The 16,420-nt window shown below is 35.1% G+C and carries 15 protein-coding genes and 2 other annotated features; of the genes, 2 read left to right on the top strand and 13 right to left on the bottom strand.

Going from position 1 to position 16,420, the window contains the following annotated elements; translation table 11 throughout:
• Positions 1-47 precede the first annotated feature (47 nt).
• From thrB to AC1DKZ_RS12845, 4 genes are all read right to left on the bottom strand, one after another.
• Positions 48-941, bottom strand: a complete 894-nt coding sequence (gene thrB / locus AC1DKZ_RS12860; protein ID WP_219302045.1) for a homoserine kinase — start codon at positions 939-941, stop codon at positions 48-50.
• Positions 938-1,996 (bottom strand): threonine synthase, encoded by a 1,059-nt coding sequence (gene thrC, locus AC1DKZ_RS12855; RefSeq protein WP_002135768.1) that lies wholly within the window; start codon positions 1,994-1,996, stop codon positions 938-940. The genes thrB and thrC overlap by 4 nt, the downstream gene beginning before the upstream one ends.
• Positions 1,989-3,284 carry a homoserine dehydrogenase gene (locus AC1DKZ_RS12850; RefSeq protein ID WP_476996386.1) on the bottom strand — a complete coding sequence of 432 codons (1,296 nt, stop codon included), beginning with the start codon at positions 3,282-3,284 and terminating at the stop codon, positions 1,989-1,991. Before AC1DKZ_RS12850 ends, thrC begins: the two co-directional genes overlap by 8 nt.
• A 307-nt stretch (positions 3,285-3,591) precedes the next feature.
• Positions 3,592-3,823: a binding site (T-box leader), on the bottom strand.
• A 114-nt stretch (positions 3,824-3,937) separates the two neighbouring features.
• Positions 3,938-4,169: a binding site (T-box leader), on the bottom strand.
• Positions 4,170-4,403: 234 nt separating this feature from the next.
• Entirely contained in the window at positions 4,404-5,042 is a 639-nt protein-coding gene (locus tag AC1DKZ_RS12845; protein ID WP_219302041.1) for a pyridoxamine 5'-phosphate oxidase family protein, read from the bottom strand.
• Positions 5,043-5,123: 81 nt separating this feature from the next.
• On the opposite strand from AC1DKZ_RS12845, the gene AC1DKZ_RS12840 reads away from it, so the two are divergent.
• A complete protein-coding gene (locus tag AC1DKZ_RS12840; RefSeq protein ID WP_016094236.1) occupies positions 5,124-5,732 on the top strand; it encodes an NUDIX hydrolase in 609 nt (202 codons plus the stop codon).
• 49 nt (positions 5,733-5,781) lie between these two features.
• On the opposite strand, the gene AC1DKZ_RS12835 is transcribed toward AC1DKZ_RS12840, so the two are convergent.
• From AC1DKZ_RS12835 to AC1DKZ_RS12800, 8 genes are all read right to left on the bottom strand, one after another.
• Positions 5,782-6,120: an SdpI family protein gene (locus tag AC1DKZ_RS12835; RefSeq protein ID WP_242308932.1), complete on the bottom strand. Its 339-nt coding sequence runs from the start codon at positions 6,118-6,120 to the stop codon at positions 5,782-5,784.
• A 72-nt stretch (positions 6,121-6,192) separates the two neighbouring features.
• Positions 6,193-7,023 carry a peptidoglycan-N-acetylglucosamine deacetylase gene (locus tag AC1DKZ_RS12830; RefSeq protein ID WP_476996385.1) on the bottom strand — a complete coding sequence of 277 codons (831 nt, stop codon included), beginning with the start codon at positions 7,021-7,023 and terminating at the stop codon, positions 6,193-6,195.
• A gap of 117 nt (positions 7,024-7,140) precedes the next feature.
• Complete coding sequence (locus tag AC1DKZ_RS12825) at positions 7,141-8,013, bottom strand: aminoglycoside 6-adenylyltransferase (RefSeq protein ID WP_476996384.1); 873 nt, start codon at positions 8,011-8,013, stop codon at positions 7,141-7,143.
• A 133-nt stretch (positions 8,014-8,146) separates the two neighbouring features.
• The gene (locus AC1DKZ_RS12820) at positions 8,147-8,818 is read right to left on the bottom strand and encodes an O-methyltransferase (RefSeq protein ID WP_476996383.1); all 672 of its coding nucleotides are present in this window, start codon (positions 8,816-8,818) and stop codon (positions 8,147-8,149) included.
• A 148-nt stretch (positions 8,819-8,966) separates the two neighbouring features.
• Complete coding sequence (locus AC1DKZ_RS12815) at positions 8,967-9,686, bottom strand: 3-ketoacyl-ACP reductase (RefSeq protein WP_000818985.1); 720 nt, start codon at positions 9,684-9,686, stop codon at positions 8,967-8,969.
• A 168-nt stretch (positions 9,687-9,854) separates the two neighbouring features.
• The gene (gene hitS, locus AC1DKZ_RS12810; RefSeq protein ID WP_404449521.1) at positions 9,855-10,928 is read right to left on the bottom strand and encodes an envelope stress sensor histidine kinase HitS; all 1,074 of its coding nucleotides are present in this window, start codon (positions 10,926-10,928) and stop codon (positions 9,855-9,857) included.
• Positions 10,925-11,602, bottom strand: a complete 678-nt coding sequence (hitR, locus tag AC1DKZ_RS12805; RefSeq protein ID WP_476996382.1) for an envelope stress response regulator transcription factor HitR — start codon at positions 11,600-11,602, stop codon at positions 10,925-10,927. The genes hitS and hitR overlap by 4 nt, the downstream gene beginning before the upstream one ends.
• Before the next feature lie 86 nt (positions 11,603-11,688).
• A complete protein-coding gene (locus AC1DKZ_RS12800; RefSeq protein ID WP_476996381.1) occupies positions 11,689-13,449 on the bottom strand; it encodes an ABC transporter ATP-binding protein in 1,761 nt (586 codons plus the stop codon).
• Positions 13,450-13,724: 275 nt separating this feature from the next.
• On the opposite strand from AC1DKZ_RS12800, the gene AC1DKZ_RS12795 reads away from it, so the two are divergent.
• Entirely contained in the window at positions 13,725-14,489 is a 765-nt protein-coding gene (locus tag AC1DKZ_RS12795; RefSeq protein WP_002086164.1) for an alpha/beta fold hydrolase, read from the top strand.
• A gap of 167 nt (positions 14,490-14,656) precedes the next feature.
• On the opposite strand, the gene entFM is transcribed toward AC1DKZ_RS12795, so the two are convergent.
• Positions 14,657-15,931: an enterotoxin EntFM gene (gene entFM, locus AC1DKZ_RS12790; RefSeq protein ID WP_476996380.1), complete on the bottom strand. Its 1,275-nt coding sequence runs from the start codon at positions 15,929-15,931 to the stop codon at positions 14,657-14,659.
• Between the last annotated feature and the right edge of the window lie 489 nt (positions 15,932-16,420).

Here is a 16,420-nt window from a genome sequence, read left to right as displayed (position 1 = left end):
AAATAGATTCTCCATAACGTAAAGAAAGCTAGCGATGCTAGCTTTCTTTATAATCCAATATGTTCTTCCTTATTTACAGTAATCCCTTTATGATCAATTTCAAGCTCACATACTTTCATAGCTGCAAATACTCTCGCTAATTGGTCAGCTATTTCTTTACGCTTCTCGTACGGAGTTAAAATAAAAATGGATGGTCCCGCACCACTAAGCGCTGTGCCATATGCTCCAAATTCCTTTGCACATTTACGAATTGATGGTAATAACGGTACAAGTTCTAAACGATATGGCTCGTGGAAATGATCTCGTTCCATCATTTCACCTACAACTTCCCACTTCTTTTGACATAACGCAGCTACTAATACGTTGCTTATCGCACTAGCTTTAACTGCTTCATGAAACGGAAACATCTCTGGTAATACAGATCGGCTTTCATCTGTATTTAGCTCTTCATTTGGAATAAGAGAAATTACGCCTAATTCCTTACTTTCAATTCTTACAACCGAAACATTCTTTCCATCAAGTGCTCCGATTACAGTTCCACCTAAAATAGAAGCAGCAACATTATCTGGATGCCCTTCAAAATTTGTAGCAATTTGAACCTTTTGATCAGTTGTTAAATGTAAATTTCCAAGTTGATTCGCAAGCTCTATTCCTGCTACAATCGCTGATGCGCTACTTCCTAGCCCTCTTGTCAGCGGAATATTACTAGTAACTTCTATTATATGGGGTGATAAAGAAGGACATACTTTACATGCCGTGCTAACAATTAAATTTTTATCGTCTGTTGGAATTGAATCTTCAAAGGAATGGATTACTTGCCATTTATCCGCTTCCGCCTTTACCAGCACATCTAAATATAATGACAATGCTATTCCTACTGAATCAAATCCAGGTCCAACATTTGCTGTACTAGCAGGGACACGAACTCTTACTGGTATCACGACATAATCACCCCTTTTATATGATCTTTAATTTGTTCTATATTATTTGAAACACTTGCAATGTCTAATTTATTAGAAGAGATAGCGATATCAGGATCTTTCAAACCATTTCCAGTTAATACCGCAACAACTGTTTCGCCTTTTTTGATTTTTCCAGATTGAACATGTTTAATTACGCCGGCTAATGAAGCATTTGATCCTGGTTCAGCAAAAACTCCTTCCGTTTTTGCTAACAATCTATACGCGTTTAAAATTTCTTCATCTGATACCATATCTATTTCACCATTAGACTGCTCGGCAGCCTCTACTGCATATGACCAACTTGCCGGATTACCGATGCGAATCGCTGTTGCAACCGTTTCAGGCGCCTCAATTACATGTCCTTTTACAATTGCCGCTGCTCCTTCCGCTTCAAATCCATGAATTCTTGGTTTCTTATAACCTTTTTCTTTCTCATATTCACAGAACCCTTTCCAGTATGCTGTAATATTTCCAGCATTCCCAACAGGTATAGCCAGAACATCTGGCGCTTTTTGCAACTGGTCACAAATTTCAAACGCTGCTGTTTTTTGCCCTTCAATTCGATAAGGATTCACTGAGTTTACTAATGTAATCGGCTCTTCCGCAGCAATGTTTCTTACAGCTCTAAGTGCATCATCGAAATTCCCTTCTATTGAAATAATCTCCGCTCCATAAGCAACTGCTTGTGCTAATTTCCCATGCGCAATCTTTCCTTCTGGTATTACGATAATACATTTCATTCCGAGGCGTGCCGCATAAGCTGCAGCCGATGCCGATGTATTACCTGTAGATGCACAAATGATTGCCTCTGCCCCTTCTTCTTTCGCTTTTGCAACTGCCATTACCATACCACGGTCTTTAAAAGAACCTGTTGGATTCGCTCCTTCATACTTTCCGTATAACTGAATCCCTAATTGTTTTGATATATTTAATAATGGAATAAGGGGTGTATTTCCTTCCATTAAGCTGACATCAGGTGTGTTTTCATTCACCGGTAAATAAGAAGCGTACTGGTTTAATAGTCCTTTATACATATTGTTTTTCCTCCTCAATAATGTAGTAGCTGTTTATTTCACTTGCGACAGCTTCTATCGCTCCTAAAACTCGTTCGAATTGATATTTTGAAGTGTGATGTGTCACTACAACGACTTCTGCAAGTTCACGATTCAAAGGTAATTGGATAACCTCTTTTAAACTTACAGAATAACTAACGAAACATTCTGTTATTTTTTGCAACATCCCAGGCTCATCTCGTAATGAAATACGTAAGAAATATTTCGAAACTACTTCTTCATCTCCTTGTAATTCGTACGGTTCTGGTTCTTTTAATACACTTTTATTTTTCGGAACTTGATTCATATTTTTAACGATTGAAATAATGTCACTTACTACAGCAGAACCAGTTGGTAACTTCCCAGCTCCAGGTCCGTAAAACATCACTTCTCCTACTGCTTGACCGTGAACATACACCGCATTGAATTCATTATTAACATTTGATAACGGATGATGGTTTGGTAATAAAGTCGGTTCTACACTTAAGTGAATGGATGATCCTTGTTTTTCAGCTTTACCAATTAATTTCATAGTAAATCCTAATTTTTCGGCCATCTCTAAATCTTCTTTTTCAACCTTTCGAATACCTCTAACTTGAACATCATCTAAAGAAACATTCATCGAAAAACCTAAGTTTGCAAGAATTGCTACCTTTCTCGCAGCATCTAGCCCATCTACATCCGCTGTTGGATCGGATTCTGCGAAACCTAATTTTTGTGCCTCCTGTAAAGCCTCTTCATACGACCATCCATTTTGACTCATCTTTGTTAACATGTAATTTGTTGTTCCATTTACGATTCCCATTATTTTTTCAATTTGATCTGACGCTAGCCCATCTGTTAATCCTCTTAATATCGGAATCCCACCCGCTACACTTGCTTCATAACACAAATCACATTCATTTTTATTTGCCAGTTGCAAAAGCTCCGCACCGTATACGGCCATTAAATCTTTATTTGCTGTTACGACATGTTTCTTACTTTGTAAAGCCTTAACAATATGCTCTTTCGCTTCTTCAATTCCGCCCATTACCTCTACTACAATATCAATATTTGAATCATTTAGAACTTCATCGACATTACTTGTTACTACGATTCCATCAATGCAAACATCACGTACTTTTTCCAAATCACGTACAACGACTGTCTTTACCTTTACTTCATATCCTGTATCAAGAGCGATCTTTCGATAATGTTCTTTCAAAATATGGACAACACCACTTCCGACAGTACCTAACCCTAATACCCCAACATTAATAACATTATTCATCTTCTAATCTCCTCCTAAATAGTTTAATTGTTACACCTATGAATCACCTTACTCTGCTTTTTAATCATGCAGGTGGTGGTTATTTCCGTACATACTAATCGTTTCATGTTACCGCACCTCCTTTCAAAGTAATAAAGTGAAACTTTAATCAGTTGGGATTTTGTCCATTCCTCACTGATTATTAGTTGAACCAATCGGGCTTTTACGGACAGTTGATCTCCCATCTTACTCCCTCGTATCCGCCAAATTTTGAGATGGGAGTCTTACTGACCGTTAATGCGGGATAAAAAAACACACTCATCCCTAGGAAAGGGACGAATGTGTTTTCGTGGTTCCACCCTTGTTTCAACCTGGAATTATTTTCTTCTAGATTGCTCAAGTTCAGATAACGGCTGATACCGTCAATAATTACTAGATTACTCGTTCACTATTGAAGTTCAAAGGTGGTAAGATCATTTCTCGTGTTAGGAAGCTCACAGCCTTGGCTTCCCTCTCTGTAAACCGTAAAAATGATTTCATGTCCTTATCGTTACTTTTTCGTTCATATATATTTGTTAACTCATTATACTCGCATAAAAAACAAAATCAATATATTTTTTAATCATTTTAAATTTTCAATCTCTAAAGTTATAAAAAAACACACTCATCCCTAGGAAAGGGACGAATGTGTTTTCGTGGTTCCACCCTTGTTCCAACCTAGACTTATTTCCTTCTAGATTGCTCAAGTTCAGATAACGGCTGATACCGTCAATAATTACTAGATTACTCGTTCACTATTGAAGTTCAAAGGTGGTAAAATCATTTTTCGTGTTAGGAAACTCACAGCCTTGGCTTCCCTCTCTGTAAACCGTAAAAATCATCTCATGTCCTTATCGTTACTTTTTCGTTCATGTCTATTTGTTAATTTATTATAGTTATGAAAATTTTAAAAAGCAAGCCTATTTTCACTCACTATTTTAAAGATACTTTTTTATTATATTTCACAATAACATTTTACAAAGACTTCTCTTATTACCTATATTTTAAATTTCTAACTTGTAAATCAGCAGTTCATATATAAATAATTCATTCTAAAACGAGAAGCCTCCCACTTCCTAAAACTATATTTATAAAAAATTTTTAATACAATCTTTTCGTATAACTTTCTTCTAAAGAACGCGCAACATCCTCTTCTGAAGCATTCACTTTCGCATGCTCTAATAACATCTTCGCTGCTGAAGGTAGCTCTTTTTTATTTAACCACGATTCTGGATCCCACATTTTTGAACGTATAAAAGCTTTTGCACAATGGATATAGCACTCCTCTATCTCAACAACAATTCCAAGTAACGGATTACGTCCATTCGCCTGCATTTCTTTCAAAATTTCTTCATCGTTTGTAATATATGCTGTACCGTTTATTCGGAGTGTTTCCCCAAGACCAGGAATAAAAAAGATTAACCCTACATTTGGATTTGAAATAATATTTAAAATTGAATCTATACGACGATTGCCCGGCCTTTCTGGAATGATAATTTTATTATTATTTAATACATATACAAATCCAGGTGCGTCTCCTCTCGGCGAAGCATCACACTCTCCTAATTTATTTGCAGTAGATAATACTAGAAAAGGAGATTTAGACAGAAAATCTACGCAATGGTGATCTAGTGATGAAATAACTTTTTTCAAAGCTCGCTCACTTGGTTGCCCTAATATTTGTCGTAATTCTTCCTCAGTTGAAATTATTGATTTTATTTTCTTACTCTCTATCTTCACTAATAATCACTCCTTTTTCTTTATTTTCCCAAAATTCAATACAAATATTGTATAATAAAATTTGCAGAAAGGGGAATTTAAATGACAGAGTGGTTAACAATATTTGATCCTGAAAGAAATACACTTGGAAAGAAATTACGTGATGACGTGCATCGTGACGGTGATTGGCACGAAACATTTCATTGCTGGTTTGTAGAAAAAGATGCTGAGGATATGTTCTTATATTTCCAATTACGCTCTAAAAATAAAAAAGAAGCTCCAGGTATATGGGATATTACATCCGCCGGACATATTATGCATGATGAAGATGTACAAATTGGCGGTCTACGTGAAATTGAGGAAGAATTGGGTCTTTCCTTCCAAACGGCTGATTTAACATACAAAGGAATCTATAAAATAGATTATGAAATTTCAAACCTTACTGATCGTGAGTTTTGTCATATGTATTTTCACAATGTAATAAAGCCACTTCCATTTGCACCAGGTGAAGAAGTAGACGATGTGATGAAAGTACATGCAACTTCTTTTCTACAACTATTAAAAAGGGATATTTCATCTATAACGACTATTTCTGCTCTAAACAGTAAACCGATAACAATAACATTTGAAGATATTTATCCGTATGATCTTGAATACTATGAATTTGTTGTAGAACAAGGCAAAGAATTGCTAAAAAATAATAGTTTGTAAATAAAACATGACTCCCAGCTAATAATACTCGGGAGTCATGTTTTTTCCATTATTTCTCAAGTTTCTTTAAGCTTTTCTCTACTCGTATGATTAAACGTATAATTAACAATAGCATGACAGCCATAATCACTGCTGTTGTATGGGGATATCTAAACAATATACTAATAACACTTCCAATTAACATCATAATAAATCCATTTTGATTCATCACTTCTGCACTATACTTGTTACCCGCATCCCATAATTCCTTATTTTTCATTGATCGTTTCGTACGGTAACCGTATGCTGCGTTAATATCCGTTGGTGGATTTTTTTGAAGAATAAGTGCGGCAAGTATAAATATAATACCTATCAATATGCTTATTCCTATGTTTACTAGTGCATACATCAATCATATCCACCTCCTAACTTACACTTTCATTATACTATATAACTTTACATGTTCCAATTATTAACATTTTCACTTTCTCTCTTTAGATGTCTGGAACATACTTGGAAGTGTTACAAAACGCGCTCCTTTCGTTTTTAACTGTGGAATGATTTTGTCTAGCGCCTCTACTGATCCTTGTAAATGTCCACCTGGAGTTGAATGTTGAAGTATAACACTACCTGGAAATGAATTCCCTAACACATTATTTGTAATTGTATCAGCACTTACACCTTTCCAATCAACCGTATCAACACTCCACTGTACAATCATAAAATTTTGTTCTGTCGCCCACTTCAATTGATTTTCAAGTATTTCACCGTACGGCGGACGTATAAACTTCGGTGCATAACCAGCTAAACGATTTAATATTTCTTCCGTTTTTATAATTTGATTATGGTACTCAGCCTCATTTACTTTCGCTAAATTCGGATGACTATACGTATGATTACCAATTACATGCCCTTCATTAGCGATACGCTTTACTACATTTGGATACCTTTCTGCATTTTCACCAAGCAGGAAAAAAGTAGCTTTTACATTATGTTGTTTTAACTTATCTAAAATTTTTGGCGTAAATACTAAATCTGGTCCATCATCAAATGTAAGAGCCACTTCTGCTTTATTGTATGGTCCTGAAAATGCATACGCATATTTTTCGGTCCACGAAAATGGTGTCCATGACCCTCGATCCTCTTCTTTCATTTCGGCTTCATAATTTTGAGGAACATGTAATGCGTATGGCGTCGCATTTACATAGTTTCCATAATAAAATGAATGATATGGCATATAAGCATACGAAATATTGCGTTCTAGCCCCAAAGGAAATGGAACGAACATTTCTGGTGAATAAAAATAATACATGATAAAAACCTCCCTAAAATTTCATATGTGATTCAGCTGCACTTTGTTAGAGAAATTCTTATTCATGAACAAAAATAAGACTGTCCGTAATTAAGACAGTCTTATTGACTTATATACTTAATAAATTACTTTACTATCTTTCGGTAATTTTCTTACATGCTTTAAATAACTCGACACTTTGTCATCGGCATCTTGCGAATATTGATATTCATAAGTGTTAGCAATTTCGTTCGCAACTTTCCTAAATAAATCACCCATTACGAAAAATGAATCCCAAATGTTTTCATATTCTGCATTTGAAAATGTCCTTTTAAACTGCTCCCAGACATCTTTTTCAACATATTGTTCGAAATGCTTTCCAAACTTCCCAGCATTAACTGTAAACTCTGTTTTCATACCGATATGCCACTCTAGCATTACAACCAACATATCCCGTACAGGGCCTTCAAGCATCCCTTTCGCATAAGAAAGTTCCTCGCGCCACAATCCTTTTCCTACATTTGTACTGCACCACCAAAATTCATTACAGCAATCCAAAAACTCTTTTTCTGTAGGCTTTTTTATCGTGTAATCATTATCGTTTGCTGGTGCAAACTCGCCAATACAATTATCTTTATCAAGTAGCAATTTACTTAAACTATCCTGTCCAATAAATTTATTTATTAAATCCACTGGAACTAGCATTAAATCAATCCGGTTTCCATCCATAAACTGCATTAAATACGGAAATTTCCCGTCTTCATCCGCTGGAACTAACGACATTTCTTCCGGCATTTGCACAATCATTATTTCTCCAAATCTATTAATCCAACTATGATTACACGTAAAAGATTGTATATCTTTTACAACATAAATAATATCATAGTCTTGAAAACAATCTTTTTTCACATTTGGATTCACACGTGACCCATTCATGATGACAGCTCGAATTCTTTCATCCTCTTTTGCTGTATTTATAATTAAGTCTAGCATTTCTTTTTCCGTTCTCATCTACTCACAACCTCCAATTTTTTAATATAACATATAGCGTTATGTATATCGGAGGGCCACGAGCTAACTGCGTTGTACACGATACACGTTATAATTGTTCAAACATCTTTTTCATTCCACTTATCTCCTTACATCATTCTTTAACGACTGCCATTACAAATCCATCGTATCCTTTACTTCCGACAGTTTGAAGCGCTGTAGCACTTACACGTGGCTCAGCAGCTATTATCTCATAGAAACGACGTATCCCTTGTACACGAGAATCGCTGCTAGTATTGTCAATAACTTCTCCTTCACGTACTACGTTATCCCCAATAATTACAGTACCAGGGCGTGATAGTTTCAGTGCCCATTCAAAATAAGCAGGGTTATTTTGTTTATCCGCATCTATGAAAATAAAATCAAATGGTTCATACTTCTCATTTTCTATTTGTTTTAAAGAATCTAACGCTAATCCTAATCGTATTTCAATTCTATCATTCAAATTGGCACGCTCAATATTGCTCCGTGCAATTTCAGCATGCTTTTCACTTGCTTCTAATGTAACAATTCGCCCTCCAGATGGCAATGCTCTTGCAAGCCATATTGTACTATATCCGCCTAGAGTGCCAATTTCTAAAATGTTACGAGCTCCTTGGATTTGTACTAATAGTTGTAAAAACTTCCCTTGAGTTGGCGATACATCATGTGCCGGCAAATTAGCTGAAGCATTTGCTTGAAGAACTTCTTCTAATGTAGAATCTTTTGGTATTAATACATCACTCATATATTGATCAACAGCCGTCCATTTCTCAATTGTACTCATGTAAATACCATCTCCTTCAATTTCCCAATGCTTTTCTACCATTTATATTTGATTATACCAAAAATTCTGTCCTATAAACAAAAAGAAAGAAGGGACACCCACTCCATTACAGAATAGATATCCCTTCTTTTGTTTATAAATTTATCCCTTACGGATTAGTAGACCAAAGTCCTGCTGATTTAATAAATGTACGTTTATTTAATTTCAGCTGCGCTACGATAAACTCTGCAATATCTTCCGCTTGCATTACTTTATCAGGGTTTCCATCAGTTAATCCTAAGTCTACAGCCATGTCAGTTGCTACTGTACTTGGAGTTAAAGCAGTTACACGGATATTATGTTTACGAACTTCCATTGCTAACGATTCTGTTAAACCAAGAACACCAAATTTAGAAGCACTATATGCACTTGTTACAGGTGCACCTTTTTGTCCTGCTGTAGATGAAATATTAATAATATCACCAGATTGTTGTTCAATCATACTTGGTAAAGCTGCACGAGTTGCATAGTATACACCCATTAAGTTTACTTGAATGATTTTTTCCCAATCAGCAACGTCTAATTCTAAAAACTTACCGAATTTAGAAATACCAGCGTTATTAATTAAAATATCGATAGATCCTAAACCGTTTTTTAATGTTTCAATTGCAGTAGTTACCTCTTCATATGAAGATACGTCAGCAGTCGCAATAACAGCTTTTACGCCTTCTGCTTCTACTTCTTTCGCAACTGCTTTTAAGTTTTCTTCTGAACGAGCTAAAAGACCAACATTTACGCCTTCTTTCGCTAATGCGATCGCTACAGCGCGACCAATCCCTCTACCTGCTCCTGTAATTAAAGCATTTTTTCCTTGTAATAATTCTGCCAAGTGTAACACTCCTTAATCTTCTCAGTTGTTTATTATATTAAAAGTGTATCTATGTTTATGTAAAAAGGCAATGATGCACTTTTATGTGCGTAGGTTACTTATAGGTAACTATAGTAATGGTAAATGCATTTTCAAAGAAAAATAGTGTTAGAAGGCCTCCTTCTAACACTATTTTTCTTCATGATTTGGAATACGCACAATAAATTCTGTACCATTTCCTTCTACACTCTCAACTTTTATTTTTCCTTGATGAAGGTCGAGTACTTTTTTTACAATTGCTAGACCTAATCCACTTCCTCCATAAGCACGGTTTCGTGAAGAATCCGCTTTATAAAAACGTTCAAAAATATGTTGCTTCTGTTCTTCGGATATACCAATTCCCGTATCATGAATACTTACTTCTAAGAATTCCTTATGTTCTTTTAAATGAATTGTAATCGTGCCACCATTTGGTGTGAATTTAATACTGTTATGAATTAAATTAATCCATACTTGGCTCATACTTTCTTTGTCTGCAGTAACACACACTTTATCCATATCGAGATCTAACTCAAGTCCTTTTTCATCCCAAAGAGGCTCACTATTTAACACAATTTGTTTCAACTGTTGATCTAATCGATAAGTGGCTCTTTCTGGTGAATACTCCTCTGACTCTAAAAGTGTTAGCTTCAATAAATTTTGACTCAATTTAGATAATCGCGTTGTTTCAGTTTCAATAATAGTAAGATAATGTTTTCTTTTTTCAACTGGTAGATTATCATCTTGTAGCGCTCGAGCAAATCCCTTAATAGATGTTAATGGCGACTGTATTTCATGAGAAACATTCGATACAAATTCTTGTCTCATTTTCTCCATTGCATTAAGTTCATCCGTCATATCGTTAATACTTTTTACAAGCACACCAATTTCGCCATCATACTTTTCTTCATTCCGTATTTTTACAGAGAAGTCCCCTTTTGCAATTTTTTGTATCGGTTCAATGATCGTCCAAATCATCGCCTCTCGCTTCGGTCTCATTAAAATCCCGATTAATGTCCAAATAAGAACAATAAAAACAAAGCCGACCATATCACTAATTAGAAAACTAATAAAAGGCGATACGTTTATTTCAAAAGCTTTCATTAGACTAGACGATACAAAAAAGGCGATAGACCAGATTATAGTGAGAAAAGAAAAGAGTGCTATTACCGCTCCAATTACTTTCAGCATCTTCAACTTACTCATTCTTTCTCTTTTTCTCATTTACTTACCTCTAAGCGATACCCTAAGCCCCTTATCGTCCTTATACTAAATTTCGATAGCTCTTCTTGAAACTTTTCACGCAGCCGATTAATATGAACGTCTAGCGTGCGTTCATTCCCTTCAAAATCATATCCCCATACGTCTTCAATTAATTGCTCTCTTGAACAAGTTCTTCCCGCTTTAGATCCTAATGTAAAGAGCAACTCAAATTCTTTTAGCGGCAGCGTCACCGTTTGTTCTCCGGCGTTAACTTCAAATGTTTTACGATTTAACAGTACATTCCCAACTTGAATAGATTGCGATACTGTAATTTGGTAACGCTTCAATAATGCCTTCACTCTCACAACTAATTCTAAAGGATCAAATGGTTTTACAAGATAATCATCTGTTCCGAGGTGAAATCCTTTTACTTTTTGAGATGTTTCACCTTTAGCAGTCAGCATAAGAATTGGGATATCATAGTATTTTCTTAATTCATAACATAAATCAAACCCATCCATATTTGGCATCATAATATCAAGAATCGCCATATCGACTTTCACTTCTTCTATTTTTCGAAGAGCATCTAATCCATCAACGGCCTCATATGTTTGAAAACCTTCTCGTTCCAAAAATAAAGAAACAAGTTCTCTAATGTGCGGATCATCATCTACAATTAAAATTTTGGGTATCAAGGAATCATATCCTTTCTGCTTAACATACTTTTTGGCACTCTAAAATCAACAATCAGTGAAGTGCCCCTTCACTGATTGTTTTCATTCTATAATGCTCCTTCTTTAATTTTCAATTGTTGCATTGCAAATTCACGGTACATGTCATGTGTCCGTAATAACTCATCATGTGAGCCACTTCCTGTAAGATTCCCTTTTTCAATAAAGATAATTTTATCTGCATCTACAACAGTAGAAAGTCTATGCGCAATAACTAAAGTTGTTCTACCTTTCATTAAGTTATTTAACGCCTTCTGAACAACCGATTCCGATTTACTATCAAGACTTGAAGTCGCTTCATCTAACATAAGGATTTGCGGATTTCGTAGTAACGCTCGAGCAATCGCAATTCGTTGTCTTTGCCCTCCAGAAAGCTTCACACCACGCTCTCCAACTTCTGTTGCGTATCCACTTGGTAAATCATGAATAAACGCATCAACATACGCCATCGCTGCTACTTTTTCAATTTCTTCATCCGTCACTTCACCCTCAACACCGTAACAAATATTATCACGAATCGTTCCATCAATTAACGGACTATCTTGTGAAACGTAACCAATTTGACGTCGCCATGATTGTAATGAATATGCTATAATTGGTTCTTTCCCTAATTTTATGAAACCACTAGTTGGCTCATAAAAACGTTCTAACAGCGAGAATAAAGTTGTTTTTCCGCTACCACTTGGTCCTACAATCGCCGTTACTTTTCCAGATTCAATCGTGAAATCGATATTTTCCAACACTTTCTCTTCTTCGTTATACTCAAAATGTACATTTTCAATAACGATCGACTGCTTCGCATTTGTAACATTCATACCTGTCTCATGATCTTCTACTTCATATTCTAAAATCGTATTAATTCTTTCGGTTGCACCAATTGCTTTTTGGAACTGAGTAAAGAACATAGATAACTGACTCATCGGCATAATAATTTGAACTAAATACAAAATAAATGCTACAAGTTCACCTGTTGTTAATGCACCACTAGAAACTCGCATTCCACCATACCCTACGATAATAACAAGCAATGCCATTAAAACAAACGACATAACAGGTGAAATTAATGCTTGCACTTTTCCTTCTTTCAAACCAAATTGCAATAATTTTTGGATACCTGTATTACCTGTTTCATATTCTTTTTTTTCCGTATTTGAAGATTTTACTAAACGAATTTCTGATAGTACTTGTGTTAATACACTAGTAAAAGAAGCCGTTTCATCTTGAAGTGCTTTTGAAATCTTATACATTTTCCGTCCAAGTGGAACTAAAATTAGTACCGATAATGGAATAACCGTTAAAAGTAAAATTGTCATTTTCCAGTCTAAAACAAATAATACAATTAATGACCCAATAATTGAGATACCGCCTGTTAATAAGTTTGACAAATGCTCAGAAATTAATGTTTTAACAACACCTGTATCATTTGTCATACGACTAATTGTATCTCCCGTTCTGTTTTGATCATAATAAGACACTGGTAAAATAAGTACCTTTTTCCACAATCGTTCTCTAAGTCCAGCTACAATTTTTTGTCCAATATAATTCAGTAAATAAATTGACAATCCTGCAGCAATTGTTTGAATAATAAAGAATGCAATTAATCCAACAATTTGTCCCGTACTAATTGAAGAAAGTGAAAAATTATCAACTAAACCTTTTGTCAGCATTGGAATAAACAAACTCGCTCCAGTAGAAAGTAAGCTCATTATTAATGCAAAAATAAGAATGCCTTTCAGTGGATTTGTATCTTGAATGAGACGTAAAAACTGCCTCCAATTCCCTTTTTTCTTTTCTGTATTCCTAACTTCCATTGCCGTTCATCTCCTCGTTATAAACAAAACTATTCTTTCTAAAACTAGAATACGCTATAAATGTAAACTGAATGTAAACACACTTTTTTCTAATTTTACAAAATATACATATAAACTCATCTTTACAACAAGTATAAATATCTGATATTATTACCTGGTACTTATTATTATTCTATGTAAATTATAGACTACGCATAGAAAATATATAACTAATTTTATCAATTAGCTAATTTAAAACACTATATAAATCTCCAGCATTGAAAGGAGTATCCTTTTTGCAAACAAATAAACATTCCGAAAAGGAAACAATCATTTTTATTCATGGATTAGTTGGAAATCGCCGCGCCTTCAAAAAAGAGCATAAACGATTTTCTGCCTCCTACAACATTATAACTTATGATTTATTAGGTCACGGCGACGATAAAGGAGAAGCTATCGACTTTTCAATACAGCGCCTCGTAGATCAATTATTGAACTTGTATGAAAAAGAGGGAATTAAAAAGGCTCATATTTGTGCTCTAAGCTATGGCTGTTATATCTCTACGACATTTGCACAAATGCATCCAGAAAAAGTATTGAGTATTTGTCATATTGGTGGACATTATAATAACCCTTCCCGTTTATATAATGTTTTTCAGAAATTTTGGGAAAAACGCGGTGATGAATATTCATCTTGGCTTTCTCAGTATGCTAGTACTATTTTTCCAAGTGGAATACTAAGGGCAAATCCGTTCGCTGTTATTTCACGAAATATTTATTACCGTTTCGGATTACAATTACACTCGTCCATTATTGCTGAGTCATTACGACATCGCTTAGAATTCGACTTGAAATCTAAATTAAAAGCACTTCCCCACCCTATACTATGGGTAATGGGTGAACATGATCATCTCTATAAATCTTGTCTCTTTGATTTGAAGTCCATTCTTCCGAACGTTTTATATAAAGAAATTCCATTAGCAGGTCATGCAGCAAACTTATTCCGTCCAAACTATTTTCATGATTTATATGCTAAGTTTTTGCATGGGAAATTGACATAAAGTGAAACTTTAATCAGCGGGGGTTTGTCCATCCCCCGCTGATTATTATCCCGCAAATAGCAGGATAAATACTACTATACTGTTAGTTTATCCAACTATGAAAAAGGCTTCCCAAGTTTCCCTGGAAAGCCTTTTCTCTATACGAAAAGTATATAAAATACTTTTTCTTAGTATGCTTTTGTGTAACCTAAAATGTGCTTACTCCAGTAAGAGTTGCTTACAGAGCTAATGCGTACACCAGTTGCGTCATTTTCTGCACTGATGAACTGTCCATTACCTAAGTAAACGCCCATGTGAGAAGGACCTGATTTATAAGTATTTTGGAAGTATACTAAATCACCTGGTTGTGGATTGCTAGTTTTTGTTTTAGAGCTCCAGTATCCAGCAACTGTTTGACGAGCGCCTTTATGACCAGTTTGATTTAATACGTAGTGAATGAATCCACTGCAGTCAAAACCAGCAGGTGTTGTACCAGCAGTTCTGTATGGTGAACCATTTAAAGATCTAGCGAATCCAGCGATTGAAGATGTATCTCCACCTGTTGGTGCTGTTGGTTTTTGTACTTGATTAGTACCTTCGTTACCACCAGTAACTACATTGTTCACTCCGCCTTTTACAAACTTCACAAAGTCTGCACTTACGTAACCTGTACGGCCGTTATGGTTAATTTTATACCAACCATTTTCAGCGCCAGTAACGTTTAATACTGTACCGTTTGTTACCCCACCAATTACAGGGTTATATGTAGCTGGACCTGTACGTACTTTTAAAGCACCTGTGTTAACAACATATGATCCACCAGTTTGAACTGTAGTAGTATTGTTGTTGTTGTTTGTAGTTGGTTGCTGAGTTTCGTTAGATACAGCTGAACCACCTTTTGTTACGAAGTCTTTACTTACGTATCCAGTTCCACCATTGAAGTTAATTTTAAACCAATCTTGAACTTCACCTACAACTTGAACTGTTTTCCCTTTATTTACAGAACCTAAAACAGTATGAGATGCACTTGGGCCTGTACGTACGTTTAGTGAAGAAACGTTTACTGTGTAAGTACCTGTTCCTTGTTGAACAGTAGTTCCTTTATTGCCACCAGTTGTTACGAAGTCCCCACTTACATAACCTGTTTGACCATTTACACTAACTTTGAACCAACCGTTTTCTTGTCCAATTACTTGAAGTACTTGACCTGCTTTTACTTTAGAAATAACGTCATGTCCTGTACCAGCACCTGAACGTACATTTAATACATCAGCTGTTACCGTGTATTTTAATTCAGAAGTTGTTTCTACCTTTTTTGTTTCAGTTACAGTCGTTTGAGTTTGAGTTTGTCCATTAATTTCTTTTAGCGCATCATTTGAAACTTGTGCATGAGCAGAATCCATTCCTGGAACTGCTACACCTACTACAGATGCTGCTGCTAAACCTGCGATTACTTTTTTCATAAGTTGTCTTTACTTCCTTTCCCTACTATCCTCTTGAGAAAACTATAAACTTAGTACTTTACAATATTATCAAAGTAAAATATTCATCCAGTTCCATTTTTTAGCAAGAGTTTTATTTTTCACACATCGTTTATTTTAAACGATTGAAGTGAATTTAGTGTGAACTTCATGTGAACTTTATCATTAAACAGTGTGTTTTTGCAACGATTTTTTCAAATTTCTTATGTATTTCATTGAAAATTCGACATTCCATTCATTATCTTAATATATATTTTTCTTTTGCTATCCACTTTAAAAAACTCTATTAATCTAATACAATGCAAAGAATGTATTTTCTAGTAAAGTCCCTTCCATGAAGCATACTCTTATCATGACAAAAAATGCTTTTTTTATCAATAGTATAATATTTTTAGAAAACTATTTTTGATATTATCCATCGTTTTTAAAAGATTTGACGATTTGTAAGATTTAACTCCAAAAATTCTGTTC

The sequence above is a fragment of the Bacillus sp. 05T21 genome (genome assembly GCF_056396785.1).
The sequence above is the reverse complement of the archived record's forward strand: the minus strand, read 5'-3'. Positions and strand labels throughout refer to the sequence as shown.